14 protein-coding genes, 1 pseudogene and 1 riboswitch are annotated in these 18,805 nt (G+C 51.8%); of the genes and pseudogenes, 12 read left to right on the top strand and 3 right to left on the bottom strand.

The features are described 5' to 3' along the window. The first annotated feature begins 22 nt into the window (after nucleotides 1–22). From ACZ1GS_RS00635 to ACZ1GS_RS00615, 5 genes are all read left to right on the top strand, one after another. A complete protein-coding gene (locus tag ACZ1GS_RS00635; protein WP_472696578.1) occupies nucleotides 23–1,483 on the top strand; it encodes an FAD-dependent oxidoreductase in 1,461 nt (486 codons plus the stop codon). Between the two features lie 49 nt (nucleotides 1,484–1,532). Continuing rightward, complete coding sequence (locus ACZ1GS_RS00630; protein ID WP_472696577.1) at nucleotides 1,533–2,543, top strand: NADP-dependent oxidoreductase; 1,011 nt, start codon at nucleotides 1,533–1,535, stop codon at nucleotides 2,541–2,543. 40 nt (nucleotides 2,544–2,583) lie between these two features. Then, the gene (locus tag ACZ1GS_RS00625) at nucleotides 2,584–3,873 is read left to right on the top strand and encodes a spinster family MFS transporter (protein ID WP_472696576.1); all 1,290 of its coding nucleotides are present in this window, start codon (nucleotides 2,584–2,586) and stop codon (nucleotides 3,871–3,873) included. Continuing rightward, nucleotides 3,756–5,384: an alpha/beta fold hydrolase gene (locus ACZ1GS_RS00620; protein ID WP_472696575.1), complete on the top strand. Its 1,629-nt coding sequence runs from the start codon at nucleotides 3,756–3,758 to the stop codon at nucleotides 5,382–5,384. The genes ACZ1GS_RS00625 and ACZ1GS_RS00620 overlap by 118 nt, the downstream gene beginning before the upstream one ends. 397 nt (nucleotides 5,385–5,781) lie before the next feature. Further along, nucleotides 5,782–6,462, top strand: a complete 681-nt coding sequence (locus ACZ1GS_RS00615) for a TetR/AcrR family transcriptional regulator (protein WP_472696574.1) — start codon at nucleotides 5,782–5,784, stop codon at nucleotides 6,460–6,462. 42 nt (nucleotides 6,463–6,504) lie between these two features. On the opposite strand, the gene ACZ1GS_RS00610 is transcribed toward ACZ1GS_RS00615, so the two are convergent. Next, a complete protein-coding gene (locus ACZ1GS_RS00610; protein ID WP_472696573.1) occupies nucleotides 6,505–9,024 on the bottom strand; it encodes a TonB-dependent receptor in 2,520 nt (839 codons plus the stop codon). Nucleotides 9,025–9,244: 220 nt separating this feature from the next. On the opposite strand from ACZ1GS_RS00610, the gene ACZ1GS_RS00605 reads away from it, so the two are divergent. The 3 genes from ACZ1GS_RS00605 to ACZ1GS_RS00595 are packed head-to-tail and all read left to right on the top strand — an operon-like array spanning nucleotide 9,245 to nucleotide 13,606. Then, entirely contained in the window at nucleotides 9,245–10,303 is a 1,059-nt protein-coding gene (locus ACZ1GS_RS00605) for a VOC family protein (RefSeq protein ID WP_472696572.1), read from the top strand. 15 nt (nucleotides 10,304–10,318) lie between these two features. Next, a complete protein-coding gene (locus tag ACZ1GS_RS00600) occupies nucleotides 10,319–11,080 on the top strand; it encodes an SDR family NAD(P)-dependent oxidoreductase (RefSeq protein ID WP_472696571.1) in 762 nt (253 codons plus the stop codon). 45 nt (nucleotides 11,081–11,125) lie between these two features. Beyond that, nucleotides 11,126–13,606 (top strand): outer membrane protein assembly factor BamB family protein, encoded by a 2,481-nt coding sequence (locus tag ACZ1GS_RS00595; protein ID WP_472696570.1) that lies wholly within the window; start codon nucleotides 11,126–11,128, stop codon nucleotides 13,604–13,606. A gap of 23 nt (nucleotides 13,607–13,629) precedes the next feature. Here the strand turns inward: ACZ1GS_RS00595 and ACZ1GS_RS00590 are convergent, their stop codons facing one another. Continuing rightward, complete coding sequence (locus ACZ1GS_RS00590; protein ID WP_472696569.1) at nucleotides 13,630–14,667, bottom strand: alpha/beta fold hydrolase; 1,038 nt, start codon at nucleotides 14,665–14,667, stop codon at nucleotides 13,630–13,632. Between the two features lie 355 nt (nucleotides 14,668–15,022). Here ACZ1GS_RS00590 and ACZ1GS_RS00585 point away from each other — a divergent pair. Continuing rightward, nucleotides 15,023–15,142, top strand: a pseudogene (locus ACZ1GS_RS00585) (IS110 family transposase); the annotation flags it as partial. Next, entirely contained in the window at nucleotides 15,140–15,751 is a 612-nt protein-coding gene (locus ACZ1GS_RS00580) for a DUF4917 family protein (protein WP_472698042.1), read from the top strand. The pseudogene ACZ1GS_RS00585 and the gene ACZ1GS_RS00580, both read left to right, overlap by 3 nt. Nucleotides 15,752–16,564: 813 nt before the next feature. Here the strand turns inward: ACZ1GS_RS00580 and ACZ1GS_RS00575 are convergent. Further along, nucleotides 16,565–17,011, bottom strand: a complete 447-nt coding sequence (locus ACZ1GS_RS00575; RefSeq protein WP_472696568.1) for a MarR family winged helix-turn-helix transcriptional regulator — start codon at nucleotides 17,009–17,011, stop codon at nucleotides 16,565–16,567. A gap of 77 nt (nucleotides 17,012–17,088) precedes the next feature. Between ACZ1GS_RS00575 and ACZ1GS_RS00570 the strand changes: the two genes are divergently transcribed. Both ACZ1GS_RS00570 and ACZ1GS_RS00565 read left to right on the top strand, forming a co-directional pair. Continuing rightward, on the top strand, nucleotides 17,089–17,901 hold the full coding sequence (locus tag ACZ1GS_RS00570) for an amidohydrolase family protein (protein ID WP_472696567.1): 813 nt from the start codon (nucleotides 17,089–17,091) through the stop codon (nucleotides 17,899–17,901). A gap of 30 nt (nucleotides 17,902–17,931) precedes the next feature. Then, complete coding sequence (locus ACZ1GS_RS00565; protein WP_472696566.1) at nucleotides 17,932–18,333, top strand: nuclear transport factor 2 family protein; 402 nt, start codon at nucleotides 17,932–17,934, stop codon at nucleotides 18,331–18,333. Nucleotides 18,334–18,501: 168 nt separating this feature from the next. After that, nucleotides 18,502–18,703: riboswitch (cobalamin riboswitch) on the top strand. The last annotated feature ends 102 nt before the right edge of the window (nucleotides 18,704–18,805 follow it).

The raw sequence follows: 18,805 nt of genomic DNA, 5'->3' as shown, positions 1-18,805 counted from the left end.
TCTTCTGTCGGGATTTCCGACCATGATAATTATCAAGGCAGACAGAAGCTCTCAAAGCTATGCATCCCGCATGAGCATTCTCCGCCATGATGGTGAAGCATTCGATCTGACGATACCGGTTTGCATTGTCGGGGCTGGTGGCTGCGGACTGACCGCTGCTGTTGCTGCCGCAAAAGAGGGCGCGCAGGTTGCGATATTTGAAAGCGACGCTTCTCCCGCTGGCTCGACGGCGATGACAATTGGGCTAATCTGTGCTGCAGGAACAAAACAACAAGCTACGTTGGACATAGAAGACAGTAGCGCGCTTCTCTTTGACGACATCATGGCTGCAACCCGCGAAGAGACGGATGCAGATCTCGTGCGTTTTCTTGCCGAGGAATCCGGACCTGCAATGGACTGGCTATGTGATGATGTCGGATGCGACTTTACCCTTGAAACAAGCTGGATTGGTTACGGGCATTCGGTGGCCCGTTGTCACGGTACACCCAACCGGAATGGCGAAGAATTGATCGCCATGTTGATGAAGGCTGCGACAGAAGCTGGCGTTGACATCGTTACCAATACCGCCGTCACCAGCCTGATCGTGAACGATGGCAAGGACATCGTCGGTGTCGTCTGCAATACTCCGGATGGCGAAATGAAAGTCGGTTGCGACGCTCTTATCCTCGCTTCGAGCGGCTATGGTGCGAACAAGGATATGGTGGAAAAGTTCATACCGGAGATGGCCAATGCGGTTTATCACGGTTCCGAAAATCATCGCGGCGACGCTGTGATCTGGGGCGAGGCTCTGGGTGCGAAGATCGCTGATCTGGGTTCTTATCAGGGTGTGGGTACATTAACGCCATTCGGCTTTGGGGTACCACATAGTCTGATGATCGAAGGCGGTTTCAAGGTGAATGCGCATGGGCGGCGTTTTGAAAACGAACTCGATAACATTTCTACCCAAACCAAAACCGTTTTGGCCCAGCCGGGCGGAGCCGCTTGGATTATCTATGATCACGAAATTCATTGCAAAACGGCAGCACTTTTTGGCGAATATCGTGATCACAAGGCCATGATCGAAACGGGATGCAAAGCTGATACTATCGACGCAATTGCACAAAAAATGGACATGCCAAAAGACTCATTACACGAGACATTTACCGATGTGACCAGCTATATCTCCAAAGATGCGGTCGACAGACTTGGCAGAGATTTTGAGGGCACACGAAATCTGGAATCGCCATATTATGCGATCAAGGTAACCGGCGCGCTGTTCCACACCCAAGGCGGCCTCTGCATCGACCGGTCGGCGCGGGTGCAGCGCAAGGTAGGCGGTTCCATCCCTAATCTATTTGCCGGCGGAGGCGCTGCGCGAAGCGTGTCCGGTCCAGCCGAATGGGGATATCTGCCCGCTATCGGATTGGCCACGGCCGTGACATTTGGACGAGTCGCTGGACGTGAGGCGGCAAAGCTGGCGCTAGGTGAGAAAGCGTTAGCATGAGCAATAAATTTCCCACATTCTTTCAAAATATTCAGTTTCAGGAGACACTATGAACACGGTGCAACAAATAGTTTTTGCCAAGCCAATCGACCTCGCTCCCACAAAAGAGCATTTTGACCTGGTGGACACGGACATGCCCGCAATTGCGGATGGTGAAATGCTGGTGCGGGTCGCTTACCTTTCTATCGATCCCTATATCCTGTCGCGATTGCGCGGGCGACATATCTCCGGACCTGCGCCTGAAGTCGGTGAGCTCATTCCGGGCATGGGCTTGGGTGAAGTGCTGGAATCCAAGGCGGAAGGCTTCGCAGCTGGCGACTATATTGTCGGAGAGACTGGATGGCGGACCCACGCAAATGTCCCCGCCTTCATGACCCGCAAGATAGATCCGACACTCTTCTCTTCGCTTTCCACTCATCTCGGTGTTGGAGGACTGCCCGGCCTCACCGCTTATGCGAGCACGTCCAAGCTTGCAGAGGTCAAAACCGGAGATAATGTTCTTGTATCTTCCGCTGCCGGACCAGTCGGTGGGACGGTTGGTCAGTTGGCCCGTATTCAGGGTGCCAAAAAAGTAGTTGGCATTGCCGGTTCGGATGAAAAATGCCAGCTGGTGGTTGAGAAATACGGGTTTGACGCCTGCATCAACTATAAAACAGAAGATGTAGCCGAGCAGATCGCTGCTGCCTTTCCGGATGGTGTTGACTTCTATCATGACAATATCGGCGGAGATATTCTTGCTACGGTTTTGCAGAATCTGGCCAATTATGGGCGCGTAGTTCTATGCGGTCTAGCGTCACAATATAACAGCAACACACCGCCACCGGGACCAAACCCCGCCATTTACATCGTCAAACGCGCCAAAGTCATGGGCCTTGTCGTCTATGATTTCATGCAGGAGCAAGACAGCTACGCGGCACAGGCCAATACATGGATCGAGTCTGGAAAGCTGGCGGTGATCGAGGACCGGGCTGAGAGCCTGGCAGGTGCACCGGCTCTATTCGCAAAACTGGCGCAAGGCGAGAATATCGGGAAAACTGTTGTAGCGGTTGATCCTAGTTAGCGCCCAAGCCAATCAATGATGAAGTCGTGGAGGAGAGAAAATGAGTAAAACTATTATGGTGCCGGGTGCGCGGGTCGCACTGATTTTCCTCTTCATCATATCTTTGTTCAACTATGTAGACAGATTCGTTCTCTCGGTCTTGTTGCCGTCGATCAAAGAAGATTTGCTGCTGTCCGACACGCAATTGGGCGCGATGGGAACGGCTTTTACGATATCCTATGTTCTGTTCGGTATTCCCTTTGCCCGGTTTGCGGATCGGCATAGTCGGAAATTGATTATATCGGTGTCGCTTGCCGTTTGGAGCGCGATGACCGCGGCTAGCGGTTTGGCTCAGAACTTTATTCAATTGGCCATTGCGCGCACTCTGGTTGGTGTCGGAGAGGCCGGTGCAACGCCATCAAGCCATTCGATGATATCCGACTATTTTCCTCCCGAACAACGCACAAGAGCGCTGTCCATCTATGGCATTGGCGCGCCGGTGGGTATCATGGTGGGTTTCATAGCGGCAAGCTGGCTAGCAGAGGTATATAGTTGGCGGGTGGCCTTTATCGCGCTTGGCCTGCCTGGCATAATCTGCGCATTTCTCGCCTATGCGTTGATAAAAGAACCGCAAAGAGGCGGTGCTGATGACGAATATCATGTCAAGGAAGCCGAAGAGGCTCCCGGTTTTTGGCAATGCGTTAAAACGCTCATGTCTTCCCCCAGCTACCGGCACATCGCCTTCGGCACCGGTCTATATACAGTCGTCTATCTTGGTGTATTAAACTGGTTGCCATCCTATTTCATCCGCTCCTTCGGAATGAGCCTGACCGACGTTGGATTCTGGTTGGCAATGAGCCTGGGGATTTCCCAATTGATCGGCATGCTGTCATCCGGGGTCCTGACCGACAAGATGATCCGGAAAGACCGGCGGTGGTATTGTTGGATACCAGCAACTGCCATGTTTGTGTCTACGCCGTTATTCATCATTGTCTTTGGAACCGAGAGTGCCATTTTGGCGGCTGTCGCGCTGGCACCTGCGTTCATGATCGGGGTGTTTCAGGGGCCTGCCTCTTTTGCTGCAATTCAAGCAATTTCGCATATTCGAATGCGCGCCATGGCGGTGGCCCTGTTTCTGCTGATCGTAAATTTGATCGGTGGTGCAATTGGCCCGCTGCTCACTGGCTGGCTTAGCGATCAGTTTGTGGCGACCTATGGTGAGGAGTCTCTCAGATGGTCGCTGATGATCGTTTCGTTGATCTTCGGACTATGGGCGGGCTTGCACTATTTTCTCGCTGGCCGAACGATGACGCAAGAAATGGACGTGCGTTTGAAAGAGGGGGTGGTTTGATGCTTTGCAAATATGTCACTTTGCCAGATGGTCAGCAGATCCATTATCGGCAGGCAGGTGAAGGACCACCGCTGATCATATTGCACCCGTCGCCACAAAGTTCGGAGGCGATGATACCTGCCATCAATGCGTTTTCCGATATCTGCACCTGCTTTGCGATTGACACCGCCGGCTATGGTCTTTCTGACGATTTCGATTGTGATCAACCGACAATAACCGATTATGCCGACAATTTGATTGCGGCGATTGATGCCATCGGAATCGGGCAATTTTGTCTTTACGGTGCCGCCACTGGATCACAAATCGCCATAGAAATTGGAAAAAAATATCCAGCGCGCATCAACCTGTTGATGCTGGATGCGAATGGCCATGTGTCTGACGATGATCGGGCGGTCATGCTGGAAGGATATTTCCCTGATGTCATGCCCAAAAGAGATGGCAGCCACCTTCTGACCTATTGGGACATGTGCCGCGATCTTTTTGCTTCCTTCCCTTGGAATTCCGGAAAACTCGCCGACCAACTACAATTTGATGTCCCACCGGCAGATGTTATCCAAGATGTAATGAACCGATATCTTCAGGCGGGTGAAAACTATGCAAAGGCTTATAAAACAGCCTTTTATATCGAAAACCGCGACCATATGAATGGCCTGGACGTGCCCACAACGATGATGCGCTGGGAGGGTAGCCCGGTTGTGTCGATTGCGGATGATCTGATCGTGCAAGGATTGCCCGATTGCTTGGAATTGCTGCATGCAGGACTCCCCGTTGAGCAGCGCTATTCGGTTCAGAAAGACAAGCTACAGTCAGTGATCAAAAACCTTCCGCTGCAAAATATTGAACCGCCACAGTATGCCGCATCCGATAATGCTGCGTGGCAACGCACATACTTCAGTATAGAATTTGGGCAGATCCACGCATATCAGAATCAGTCAAAAAACGGGGCACCCTTGGTCATACTCCATAGCGCTGGAGCATCCGCCAAGCAGATGCTGGAACAAGCGGAGGTTGATGCCAATGATAGACCCATTTTGATTTTCGACCTACCCGGCCATGGCGCATCCTTTAAACTACCCGATGAAAGCGACCTGTCATTGACGCAATTGGCCGATCCGATCATTGCTGTCTTGAAAAAGCTGGGATTTGCTTCAATCGACATTTTCGGCAAGGGCCTTGGCGGAGCTGTTGGAGAGCTTGTCAGCAAGCACATCAAGACCAACAATTTGCAGATGGCGGCTTCAAATCTCTATCAAGCTGAAGACAAAGACCGAATATTATCACACGGATTTGTCAACCTAACGCCGCAAATTGATGGTACTCATCTGGTAAAGGCATGGTCCTGGGTTCGTGACAATAGCAGATATGACCCATGGTTTGATCGTTCGGCAGCAGCCTTGAGACAACAAGATGCAGATCTGTCACCTGAAAAATTGCATGATCAAACCGTCGACATCCTGAGAACAGGGGCAAGTTGGCACAAGTTGAAAATCCTGGAAGTGCAACACAGTTAAGCACGCCGTTTTGAAAATCCCAAATCGTGTATGAATGGGAGAAATCTGATGTCCGTTTTTACACCTAAAGTGGAAATTCAACAAAGCGAGATGATATGTCCCCGATTAGTACCAGCCAGATGTCAGCTTTGTTGAATATCCGAGTTCCAACCAGACAGTCCGTAAACGGCCCAAACATTGACCTGTCCGTTTTGCGCCCCAATTTCAGACGTTCCGACGGATTCCGCCTTATCCCAAAAGCGGATGTTAGCATGAAGGCTATGGCGACTTGAGTATAATTGATCCGCTTTATGCTTATCGTGAGTATTTACCAAAACGAACACCATTAATTTGGTCTAGGTCAAATCTCAAAAACTGTTATTGAGGCAAAAGTTTTTGAAAAAGGCAGCGGTCCCAAATGGGAAAATCGAAGGAAAAACCACAACAACGTTTCGACCGCAAAGTTCGCCGGTCGATGATACTCGACAGTGCTGCTGAGCTTATTGCCGAAGACGGCGTGTCGCAATTGTCTTTGGAAGTGATTGGTCAAAAGGCCAATGTCAGCAAGACTCTCATGTACAGATATTTTGGCAGTCAGATGGAGCTGCTGAGAGAGTTGCTTGATCGCGAATTCACCAGCCTTCGGAACCAGCAGGCGGAAGCCGCTGAAAAGGCCGAAACCTATGAGGAGTTGGTTCGCAATATAACCAGAGTATATCTGTCTTATATCGAAGAGCGTGGCCTGATCATCGAAAAGCTACAGGCTTATCCAAATATATCAGATACACAGGATCCAACTCATTATCGGCGCGAAGCTGCGGTGAAATATCTAGCACAACTGGTGTCAGACAGTTTTGATATTCCGATGGATGTAGCGATAGCCAGTACTGATATTTCTTTTGGTCTGCCTGCATCGGCAGGCGATTTTTTGCTGCGAAGCAAGATGGATCGCCAAAAGATCGAGGACCTCACGGTATCCATGATGATGGGCGGTATGATGGGCGTGCGATACGGTGTTTCCGTGGCAGAAACGAAACTGAAAAGAACCGATCGCAACCAACAACAATCATCTGATGTCACTAAAAAGAAGGGCGGATGAATAAATTCACCCGCCCAAAGTTATCCCGGGAGATAGTTGGGATTAAAATTTGAACCGAAAAGACCCGCCATAGGTGCGCGGCTGATTCCGATACCCTGATAGTGACCCGGGCTGTCCCGTACTTGGGAAGATAAGAGTTGTGTAAGCATTATTGGTAATATTGCGTCCCCACACAGAAAAATCCAAACCGTTTTCCATGCCGAAGGTGATCGAGCCATTCAGTGTTTCAACAGCACGGCGGAATTGCGGAGCGCCCAGGGAAATCTGGACATTGCTCTCCATCAGATAGTCCGCATGGAATTTGAGGCTATTCCCACCACCAAGTTCGTGGGCATATGTGCCGCCAACCGCGATTGACCATTTGGGAACGCCTGCCGGGCGCTGGCCCGACAAATCGGTTGGCACGACCCCAAAGGTTGGCGATAAAGCGTTACCGCCAGTGAAGCGATCGAATTTGGAGTCCAGATAGGATACCCCAGCTGTGAAATTCAGTTCCGGGATTGGCGATATAATCGCATCTAGTTCAAATCCTCTGACCGACTGCTCCTCAGCGTTGCCTAGGATAAAGCCAGTTCCGGTAAATACGTTGGCTTGGAAACCTTTCAGCGTCTGGTCAAAAAGCGCCAGGTTGACGGATAAGCCATCCCAGCTACCTTTGACCCCAATTTCATAAACTTCCGCCTCTTCTGGCCCGGCAAAACGGGATCCGGTTGTCAGATTGTTGACGGCCAGACCGGCATCACGAATGGGAGATGCCGCCGGTGGTGGGGATCCAAATGGCGAACCGGGAATAAAATCCGCCGCGATCGGGCGGGTGTCATTGGACAGGTTGAAAGATGATGCCTTAAATCCGGTGGCGTAAGTCGCATATAGACTAAGATTGTCATTGGCATCATAGGACAAACGGAAAGTGTAAGAAAAGTCGCTGTCTTTGGTGCGACCATCTTCTACCGCGTTAGGGAAATTCAGATAAGGCGGATTAAACTGAAGCCCGCGTAGTCCCAGAAACGGATTGGCGGCACTGGATGCCAGCGCTGATGCCTGGGCCGGTGTTGCGCCATTGAAAATCGCGAGGTTAAAGCCTGCCTGAACCAGATCGATGCCGGAAAAGACATCGGTACTGACATTGTTCGCAGTCACTTCTTTTTTGTCATGCGTATAGTTGCCGCCGACGGTAAAGGTCAGGCGATCGGTTATGTCAAAATCCAGCTGACCGAAGACCGAAAAGGCTGTGTTTTGATATTGCATGTCAAGGATACGGCCTTGACCAACACCGCCGAATGTTCCGGCCGGAATGTTAGGGATCAAAGCGCGCAGCGTGGGTTCAACCGCACTATAGGCGCCGCCAGAAACGGCGTTGGCAAAGCGGACGAAATCTGGTCCGTTTTCAAACCTTGCACCTCTGTCGATGTCCTCATGAAATAGGAAGCCGCCAATCAGAAAATTGAGGGGCCCATCAAAATCAGAAGCCGCTCGTATCTCCGCCGTATATGTGTTGATGTCGACCGTGTTGATGTTGACACCAATGGAATTCAGGCTGGTGAAATCGCTATCCTGATTGGCAAAGCCATCAGAACGGCGATAGGCTCCTATGGCGGTCAGATCGATATCGCCCATCGACCAATTGGATTGCAGCGAAATGCCGTAATTTTCGATTTTGTTTTCCGGAGCGTAATTCACCGTACTGAGGAGTGATAAAGGTTCGTTCGAAATGACTTGTCCGCCAAGAAACTGTAGTACCCCGCCTAAAGGGCCATCGACAATATTGACCGCCCCACAGCAAACCTCATCAAGTTTGTCATAGTCAGCGATCAAACGGAAACTCAGGTCATCACTGGGTTTAAACAATAACTGCGCGCGGACACCCCAGCGGTCTCGGTCATTGATATCGCTATTTATCACAACATCACGGATGTAACCGTCTCGTTTATTAATATTGCCAGCAAGACTGAATGCCAGAGTATCGCTAATCGGCCCGGTGATATCTGCCTTTGCAACGATAGCGTTATAGTTGCCGTATGATAGTTCCGCCGAGCCGCCAAATTCGAATTGTGGTTCCTGGGTCACGACACTGATGATACCGGCAGATGCGTTCTTGCCGAACAAAGTAGACTGCGGCCCGTTTAGCACTTCGACACGTTGCAGATTCGGAAGGTCTCCAATTTGCGAGGCCGACCGAGAGCGATACACGCCATCGATGAACACGCCGACTGAGGGTTCAATTCCTGGGTTGGCGGAGCCGTTACCGAATCCACGAATGATGAAGTTAACATTTGAAGACAGGCTGCTCTGGCTAACGCGCAGAGACGGAACAAGAGTTTGAATGTCGATCAGATCTCGCACTTGCGAATCCTGAATCTGTTCAGCGGTGGTAACAGACACTGCGATCGGTGTTTCCTGCAACGTCGTTTCGCGCTTGGATGCGGTGACAATAATGACATTGCTATCCGAGTCGGCCGCCTCGGAAACTTCCTGAGCCAGCGCGGTCCCGGAGACTCCACATAGGGCTAGGCTACTGACCCCTGCTAGAAATATATTCTGAATATTCAATTGCTTAGACATCGATTCATTCCTCCCATCAAAAAACATATTTGTGAACCTTTAGTCCACATAATGCGCGCCATATACCGATATATAGAGAATTGAAAAGCATTATATTGACTTTAAGTATACTTGAAGGGTAGGTGGTAAAAATCATCATGGTGGCTAGGCTTGCAATTTCGACAGCTATGCAGCCAGATCAAGTTTGGCCCTAATTGCGGTCTGAAATGGAGACAAAGGAATGAAACTTTCCCATCTGGGTTTATGCGCTGCGCTGCTGCTATCGGCCTGCGCACGAATTTCAGGCAGTTCAGAATTACCGGAAGATTCCGTCATTAAAGGCGTAAGTTATGTTGGTGCTTCGGTTAGCGATCTTGATAAAACGATCGAACTTTATCGGAACGCAGTAGACCTGAAGCTCGTCGACGACTCGAAAATCACCGGCAATCCTTTGTTTGATCAAATTGCTGGTCGTTCGGGTGTCGAAGCTGACACACGGATGATGCGCAGCGTAAATGCGCAGGTGCGGTTCATGTCATTTATGAACCCTTCCGATGAAGCAAAGGCCACCCCGCATATGGAAGTTCAGGGCCCCGGCATCATGCATGTCTGTTATCAGGTTGTGCAGGAAACCGAATCCTATCAAAAATTTCTTGCTGGCGGTGCCAAACATATGGGCGCTAAAGAAATGCAGCAACTCAATCCCAAAAATCCGGTCTATTACGCCTATTCACGAGATTTTGACGGCTTGATTGCCGAGATTGAACATGTGGACATTTCCAAGCTGAACTTGCCCAAACCGCCGAAAAACCAGCACCGTATAAGGCATGTGTCACTTGCTTCTCCCGATCTTGATCGTTTGGTTAAATTTTATTCGGTATTTCTTGATCAACCTTCCCCGCGTCGCGGCGGTGAATGGGCATTCACGAGATCGTCGAGTGAAGAAGGTGACAATGTCAGCGGTCTAAAAGGCGGCGTGACAGAAGCAGCCTGGTTTCAGGTTCGAAATCTGGAGCTGGAGATGTTTCAGTTCCATAGCCACCCAACCAAAGACCTTGAAAAGCCACGCCCAATTGATGCGCACGGCTATAACATGATCGTATTTGATGTTGCTGACATGAAGTTGGCTCGCGAACAGTTCGTCAAGGCGGGCGGTAAAGTTGTGACGGAACCCGGCCCGATGGATGGCGGACAAATCATGTTCGGGCGTGACCCTGATGGTAACCTGATTGGGCTGCAGACTGCACCCACGGATGCGATGGTTTCATCACGCAATTTCAAGAATAACGGTATTGAGTAGAAGGAATTTAGCAAAATGATGTTTGATCTTTCGGATCACGTTTCCGTCGTTACTGGCGGAAATGGAGGGCTCGGCTTGGCCTATTGTCGCGGGCTGGTGAAGCATGGCGCCAAAATCGCAATCTGGGGCCGCAACAAGGACAAAAATCGCGTTGCGGTTGAAGAGCTTCGTGCAATGGGCGCCGAGGTCGAAGCCTACCCCTGTGATGTTACCGATGAAGCGCAAATTGCCGAGGCCTTCGAGAAAACCTTGGATCGCTATGATAAGATCGACAGTTGCTTCGCCAATGCCGGCGGTACTGGTTATCGCGGCTTTTCACATCAGACAGACAGACAGACCTGGCTTGATACAATCGACCTCAACCTGATGAGCGTCATTCAAACCTGGAAGCCTGTAACCGCCCATATGATGGAAAGAAAAATTCCGGGTCGTTTGATCGTGACATCATCAGTCGCCGCATTGGGCGGCACCGGCATGGCAGCTGGCTATTCCACAACGAAAGCAGCTGTACGCGGATTGGTACAAGCGCTTGCCGTCGAATTGGGGCAAGCCGGCATCCGCGTCAATGCCATTATGCCGGGTTTCATCGAAACCGAAATGTCACTTGATACGAGTGAGGCTTTTCAGAATGCAGCACGTCGGCGCTCCGCCATTGGCCGGATCGGCGAGCTGGATGACATGGAAGGGGTTGCAGTCTTTCTGGCTTCCTTGGAGAGTGATTTCATGACAGGTCAGGGCATTGTACTTGACGGCGGATCATCCATTTTTCCACTTTGACCGCCATAGATTTCGGCTTGGATGTTGCCGGAAGGGAGAGAAGAATTGATCATTTCAAAGGTTCTGCACTGGGTCTTCATCATATTGCTTGGTTTGATGGGACTGGTCCTGACGCTGCTCGGCGGATTTCTGGTCTACCTTGGCGGCAGCCCCTATTATATCCTTGCGGGCATCGCGACGCTGGCAGTCACCTATCTGGTCATCAGGCGCAATCCAAAAGCGCCGAAGCTTTATGCAGCACTATTGGTCGTCACTCTGATCTGGTCGCTGTTTGAAGCGGAGCTTGATTTTCTATCCCTGCTGCCGCGTCTTGCGACATGGCTTGGGTTTGGAATATGGTTCCTGACGCCTTGGTACAGAAAAACACTGGCCAAAGTGGCGGATAAAGATTCAACGACAGAACCGTCGGCACCTCCCAGTAACTGGTGGGTCGGAGCGCCCTCGCTTGCATCGGTCGCACTGCTTCTGGTTACCAGCATTCCGAGCTATGTGCAGAATAGCACCGGAACGGTTCGCGCCGATAGCAAAGTCGCCGAATCCGATGATTGGCGGCACTATGGCAACACAGAAGGCGGCACGCGTTTCGCGACTGTGGAAGACATTAATCTCGAAACCGTTGGCGGCCTGAAGGAGGTCTGGCGGTACCGGACAGGTGTAGAGGAAGACTTCAAGGCGACCCCGCTCAACATCGATGGTGTCCTGTATCTATGCGCGGCGCGCAATGTCATGATGGCGATTGACGATACGACTGGCGAGGAAATCTGGCGTTATGATTCTGGCATCAAGCCGCCGATGGAAAATCAATATGCCCGGACCTGTCGCGGCGTCGGATATCATGAAGCGCCCGAGAGCTATACAGGTCAATGCAAGAAACGCGTGGTCACCGCGACGGTCGACGCGACCATTCTCGCTGTGGATGCTGCAACCGGCAAGCCATGTACCGACTTCGGAGAAAATGGTGTTGTCAATCTGTGGGAAGGCCTGGGCGATCACGAAAGATTCAAGTATTGGGTAACCTCCGCGCCATTGGTAGCGGGCGATAATCTGGTCATTGGCGGCCAGGTTGCGGACTCTCAGGATCTTGGCCTGCCTTCCGGCGTAGTGCGCGCTTTCAATGCCATGACCGGTGAACTTTCGTGGGCATGGGATCTGGGTAATCCAGGCAACAATGACGCACCGGCGGAGGGAGAAACCTATACACCGGGTACTCCTAATGCTTGGTCGATCATGAGCTATGACCCCGAACTGGACCTAATTTACGCCCCGACCGGCAATGCATCCCCAGACTATTTTGGCAGCGCGCGCAGGGATTTCGACAATGAATATTCCTCAGCGGTCGTGGCGATTGATGCGCAAACCGGCAAAGCCAAATGGAAATATCAAACCGTCCATAATGACATCTGGGACTATGATGTTCCCGCGCAGCCCGTGCTGGTAGATGTGAAACGTGACTGGGAAATGGTTCCTTCTGTCGCCGTTCCTACGAAAATGGGTGATATATTCTTGCTGGATCGCCGTGACGGATCGCCTGTCCATCCGATCGAGGAAAAACCAGCGCCGCAAACGGGCGGCGTAGAGAGTGCATATCTCTCCCCAACACAGCCGTCTTCACCGCTGCCGAATTTTCATCCTTATCGCTATGAAAAAGATATGTGGGGCCTGACGCCGATCGACCAGTTGGTTTGCCGGATCGAATATCGCACGATGAATTATAAGGGCATGTATACGCCGCCATCTCTTGCTACTGGTATCACCCAGACAGGCACCATGCTGTATCCCGGAAACTTTGGTGGGTTCAATTGGGGTAGTGTATCGGTTGATGCTGACAATGGCTTGCTTATTGCTGCGCCGATGATGCTCGCCCATCGCCTGATCATGGTCACCCCAGAGCAAGTTGCAGAGGCTGGACCTCTTGCCGCTTTGCTGCTCGGTGAAGGTCACCCCGCGGTCAGAATGAACCCGGATGACCCGATGCCTAAATTGGGTGATGCCGATCCCAACGATCCTTATGACATTCGCCAGATCAAGGCCTATGGCTATCCGCAGCCATTCATGTCGCGTCTGGGCACACAGGTTCCATGTTTCGAACCACCATGGTCGCAAATTGCCGTGATGGACCTCAACACCAAGGAATTGTTGTGGAGCCGTCCCGCTGGAGACATGAGCCAATCCGGTCCGTTCAACTTGCGCTCGGGCATCCCCTATGATGTTGGGACAGCGGTGCGAGCAGGAACGCTCACCACTCGCGGCGGCCTAACCTTCCTGAGCTCAACAATGGATGCCAAGGTTCGCGCTTATGATATCCGAACAGGCGAGGAAAAATGGGAGTCGCCTCTGCCCGGCAATGGTCTCGCCACGCCAATGACCTACCGCTCGCAAAGGGACGGTAAGCAGTATCTGATTGTCACTGTTCCAAATCCGACATGGCGTTACCCACGGGACCCTTCCACAAATGAATATATCGATTCCCAAAGCCAACGGGATGGCAAAGGCGGATATGTTATCGCCTACGCCTTGGAAGATTAGTTAGCGGCTGTGGGGGCAGCAGCTTAGGGAGTAGTTGATGCTGCGATGATATGTTTGAGGATTGCAGCGGTAACTTCATCCGCCTTGCGTACATGCGGCCAATGACCGATTTCCGGAAACATCAGCAGCTCTGCATCGTCGGATAGGCTCATCATCCGATCGACCGCTGGCTGGCTATAAATCTGGTCATTTTCTCCCCAGATATACAGCGCAGGAACAGTTACCCGCGCTTCTCGTGAAGGCCAGAAGTCTCCTTCGGAAATTTCGTCTGGGCTAGGTAAATTGGCGCGGTACCAATTTATATGGGCATTTATCCGTCTGGGATCGCCCGTAGCAGCTCGGAAGAGTTCGCCTTCCTCATTGGTAAGCTTGCCCGATTCAACTAGAGGCTTATAGGCCCCATCATAAACCGCCTTGTCCCCTCCAAGCGCAACAATCAGCGCCGGATTGGCGCTCTTGAAGCTCTCGACATATTTCGCCGTTTCACGCGACTTCTCATCTGTCTCCAGAACATGCAGGCTGACATTCTGCGACGTTGCCCCAACGCCGGTTACCGAGATGACGCGATCCGGGTAACGCTGCGCAAATCCGATGGCAAAGGCCGATCCCCAGTCATGCCCCACCAGATGCACTTTCTTCGCACCCAGATGATCAATTAGGGCATTAAGATGCTCTGCCATTGCCTCAAGTTTATAAGGCTCACTCGCCAACGGTGCATCCGATTTTCCGGCACCCAAACCATCGACCGCGACGACGTGATAGTCATTTTTCAATCCTTCAACCTGACGCAGGAAGGAGAACCAATAGGATGGGAAGCCGTGCAGGAATATCACGGTCTCGCCTGTCCCGACTTCGACATAGTGTAAATTCAGTCCACTATGCTCGAAATATGCCTCCTGCAATTGAACCGCCTGCGATCCCGTAACATTGGCATGCACCATCGCCGGATCAGGAGTCGATTGGTCTGAACGCACCGGTGTAACGGACCATTTCAGAACGAATACGGCAAAGATAAAAATGCAAAACAGCAGTCCCAATATTGCGCGTTTGGCCATCAACATATCGCATATCCTTCATATAGCAGGAGCATCTCTGGAGCATAAGTTTACTTTAAGTCAACAACGTAGTGGGTGTCAGCCCTTTTTGTATTGTTTTTTGTTGGATGTCGGCGAGACCTTGATGTCATAATGCCGGAAGCTGTCAGATGTGCGTAAATTTGATTCCGACATCGGTCGATGTGGTAAAAAATGCATCTTAATTCTCGATGTTTTGACAAATGTTTTTCAAGAAAAACTATAGCGCAGATTCCAGTAATTTCTAACGTCCGCTTTTGATGCAGTGGACGGCGTGCACCGCCAGCCGGTTCGGGCTGGTATATTGAAGGTGGCGATGCCGCCAGCATAGGAGCACGGACAGATGAAGAAGGATATTTCGGTAGTAGGATTGGATTTAGCCAAGTCGGTCTTTGAGGTTCACGGGATTATTGATGGTGAAGAGGTTGTGGTGCGCCGCAAGCTGTCCCGCTCGCGGGTCTTGGCTAGTGGTAATTTTTTGGCCAATTTCGTAACTGTCTTCTCATTGAACTATGACCTTTTGCTTTATTGGGTTAATCTTGAGAAGCGCTTGCTCCGCGACGGCTTTGGATTGGGTGCACATACCGGACGTTTCATCGGACCATTCTCCGAAAGCGCATATTGCCATTTATTCAATTTACATGGTGGCCTCCACCTTTTTGATGATGGTGAGGGTGAGACTATGAAGGCGGTGGACATTGGTGATGGTGTGATTTCTACCATCACCGATACTATTCAGAACCAGCAGCGACTTCCAGTGTACGTTGCGGAAGGTACAAGTGCACAAAAAATGAAGAAGATCAACTCAGTCGCTTATCTTCGGTTTTGTTATAATACATTGAGGAACAGCGCCGCCTCAATATTCGTTTACGGCCACAGCGCAGACGAAAACGACGCACATATTTACCGTGCCATTTTCGAATCTGCTGCGAAACACGCGTATTTTGGCGTCCATCAACCCGATGAGCAAAAACTACGAGGTCTTGATGGACTTTTAGCAAAGTATCAAAGGGCATCCGGTACCAAAAAGGGCTATACCTTTTTTGATAGCCAGAGTGCTGCAGTTTGGTGATTCAAGTTGCCTCAAAGTTTGGCAATAATATTTTAGGATCACGCCGCCGAAGCGTCTGAGTCCAAGCGTATGGAACTAGAGAAAGCCGCCGGCAAGAAGCCTGTTCAGGGTGTCCAAACTACAAAAGAATCACCGACGCAATTGGACACGGTTTTCTGGATCAGAATATTGCCCGCGATGCTTCGCACCGAGGCAGCAAAATGGATACACACCTCACGCACGGGTGCATCAAGCTTTTCTGCGGTTTTTGGAGCGCGCCATTAGCGCGCTCTGCGCTGGGAGATATTCACAATGGCGATTTTCCGGGCGTTTTCGAGCGCGCTATCCGCGCGCTCTAGGTTTCATTTTACATTGCGTGCGGTGGTGAGTCATCGAGCCGAAAATTTGACAGTTATTTTCTGTCATTGAGCGTCTCGTGGGGGCAAGAAAATAGCTAAGTTATTGAAAACAAACGAGCGGGATTCATAACTTGTGCATCGAACAGATTATTATTTATATAATTCAATGAGATAAATGCCATTATGGGGTCCCGATGGGCCATAAATTGCTGGGGGCATCAGTGGGGGCATGACCAAAATCACTCACAACATTACCAATTAAAAACAAGTAGTTAGTGACCAAACGTGGTTCCTCTAAGCGCACCATTGGCTTCTTCTTTTTTCGATCCAAGCTTCACACAAAAACGGGTGGCGATATTTGCCACAACCAGCTCTTGCCTGCGGCCTGGCAATCTCGATTATAGAATGAACGACCACCAGACTGTCCTTTGAAGCAACCGAAAGTCACACTCACCGCTTGTATCAGCCCCACCCGCTATCCGGCCTTTGTTTTCGCGTGACCAAAATCATCCAGCAATTTGTGCAGGCCGGATGCCAGTTTTTCCATGTCGACATCTTCGAAGGCGGTATCGAGGCGGGTGTTGATCGCCTGAAACGGCGCGCGGATGGCGTCGAGCGCTGCGCGGCCTGCGGGCGTGACCTGCAATATCCAGGCGCGGCCGTCGGTTGGTGACCGTTCGCGCAGAACATAACCCGCCTTGATCAGACGATCGGCCATCGTGGTGATCGCACTTTCCCTTTGCAACAGCCGGTCGGCGAGAAATTTTTGTGACGCTGGGCCTTCCTGGACCAATATCCCGATCACGGCCGCCTGCGCCGTCGTGATGCCGCCGGCTTCTGCCAAAGCGGCATCGGCCTCTTTCTTCAGCGCATGCGCACTGCGTTGCAACAAAAAGTAAAGACGATGCTGTGAAGCCGACACTGATGCTTCTCCTGCCTGTTGACTCTCCTTTAACAGGATTATACTACATATGTGTAGTTTATTCCAAAGGAGCTTTCATGGGAGCGATAGACGTCTGGGCACAGATTACAACCGAGCGGATGGCGGCTGCGCCATGGCTGGCGACGCTGCGCCGCTGGACCAGTCAGGATGACGCGCCTTTGGTGCCCGATCCCGCCACTACGCTGGAAGCCATGAATGCTGCGGATATTGACATTGCGCTCTTGTCGGCCTGGCATGGCCCGCAGGGATCGTTGATCAGCAATAGCGAGGTCGCCGCCCAGATTGATGCCGCCCCCGACCGATTTCGCGGTCTCGCGACGGTTGATCTCACACGGCCGATGGAATCGGTGCGCGAATTGCGCGCGCTGGTCGATGGCAAGCGGTTTGTCGGTGTCCGGATCGTGCCGTGGCTCTGGGATCTGCCGCCCAATGACCGGCGTTATTATCCGATTTATGCGGCCTGTATCGATCTCGGCGTGCCCTTCTGTACCCAGATCGGCCATACCGGTCCGCTGCGCCGGTCGGAAACCGGTCGGCTCATCCCCTATCTCGAGGATGTGATGCTGGATTTTCCGGAGCTGGTTGTGGTCGGCGGCCATGTCGGCTTTCCGTGGATCGACGAATTGCTGTCGATGACGATCAAATTTCCGAATTTTCATGTCGATACTTCGGCTTATGCGGCCCACCGACTCCCCCCGGATTTCGTCACCTACATGAAAGGACTCGGCGCTGATCGCGTGCTGTTCGGAACCAACTGGCCGATGCTGTCGCCGGTGCAATGCCTCAAAAATATCGCCGCTCTGGATCTGACCCCAGACCAGACCGAAGCCTTTCTTAGCGGCAATGCCCGCCGTGTGTTCAATCTCTAGCCCTTTCCCAACCCCAAAAGGAGTCCCCCGATGCCTTCCAGAAATCACGTGCAGAATTTTGTCGACCGAGTCGTTTCCGGCGACCATGTCGGCGCGATCAAGGATTTTTATCACGCCGATGCCAGCATGCAGGAAAACAACCATCCGCCACGCGTCGGCCGCTATGCCCTGATCGATCATGAACAGCAGGCCTCGGCCAATATCCAGGCAATGCGGGCCCATCCGCCGGAACCGGTTCTGGTCGACAGCGACCATGTCGTGATTGGCTGGACTTTCGATATGGTGGACCAGACCGGCACCACCAGACGGTTGGAAGAAATTGCACTGCAACAATGGTCTGGAGACCGGATCCACCGCGAGCGCTTCATCTATGACAGCGCCCGGGCATGGCACAAGATACCGGCCGCTCAGACCGAAAGGATCGCGTCGTGACCCAATCTGGTCCCGGCATTGACCCCGCGATTCTGGACACGCTGGCCTTTTCCGGTCTGGATGAGGCTGCAAAGCCAGCCTGAAAGGGGATCGCCGGGTGCGGGTTTATCCTCACGGCCCGGCTTGACCCAAACCAGTTTTCCCTTGCCCCAGAACCGTGATCCGCTTATCCAACGGATTGCTACAGGTTCCCGGAGACGGGATCAAAAGGGAATTCGGAACGGTCCTTCAGGATCCTATCCGAAGCTGCCCCCGCAACTGTGATTGGTGAGCCGATCCGTCATAGCCCACTGGATTATGCAATCCGGGAAGGGGATGGATCATGCGATGACCCGAGAGCCAGGAGACCTGCCGGTAGCTGTCGTTCTATCATGTGGACGGGGTGTGCCAGATGATCGAGGATTTCCTCGCGTGGCGACGATTAACTTCGGGCTGCGCATGTGGGGACTCCACGAGCGCCGATATGCGTGGC

The organism is Parasphingorhabdus sp. W113, from assembly GCF_055693205.1.
Note: the sequence above shows the minus strand (reverse complement) of the source record. Positions and strands in the feature narration are given on the sequence as shown.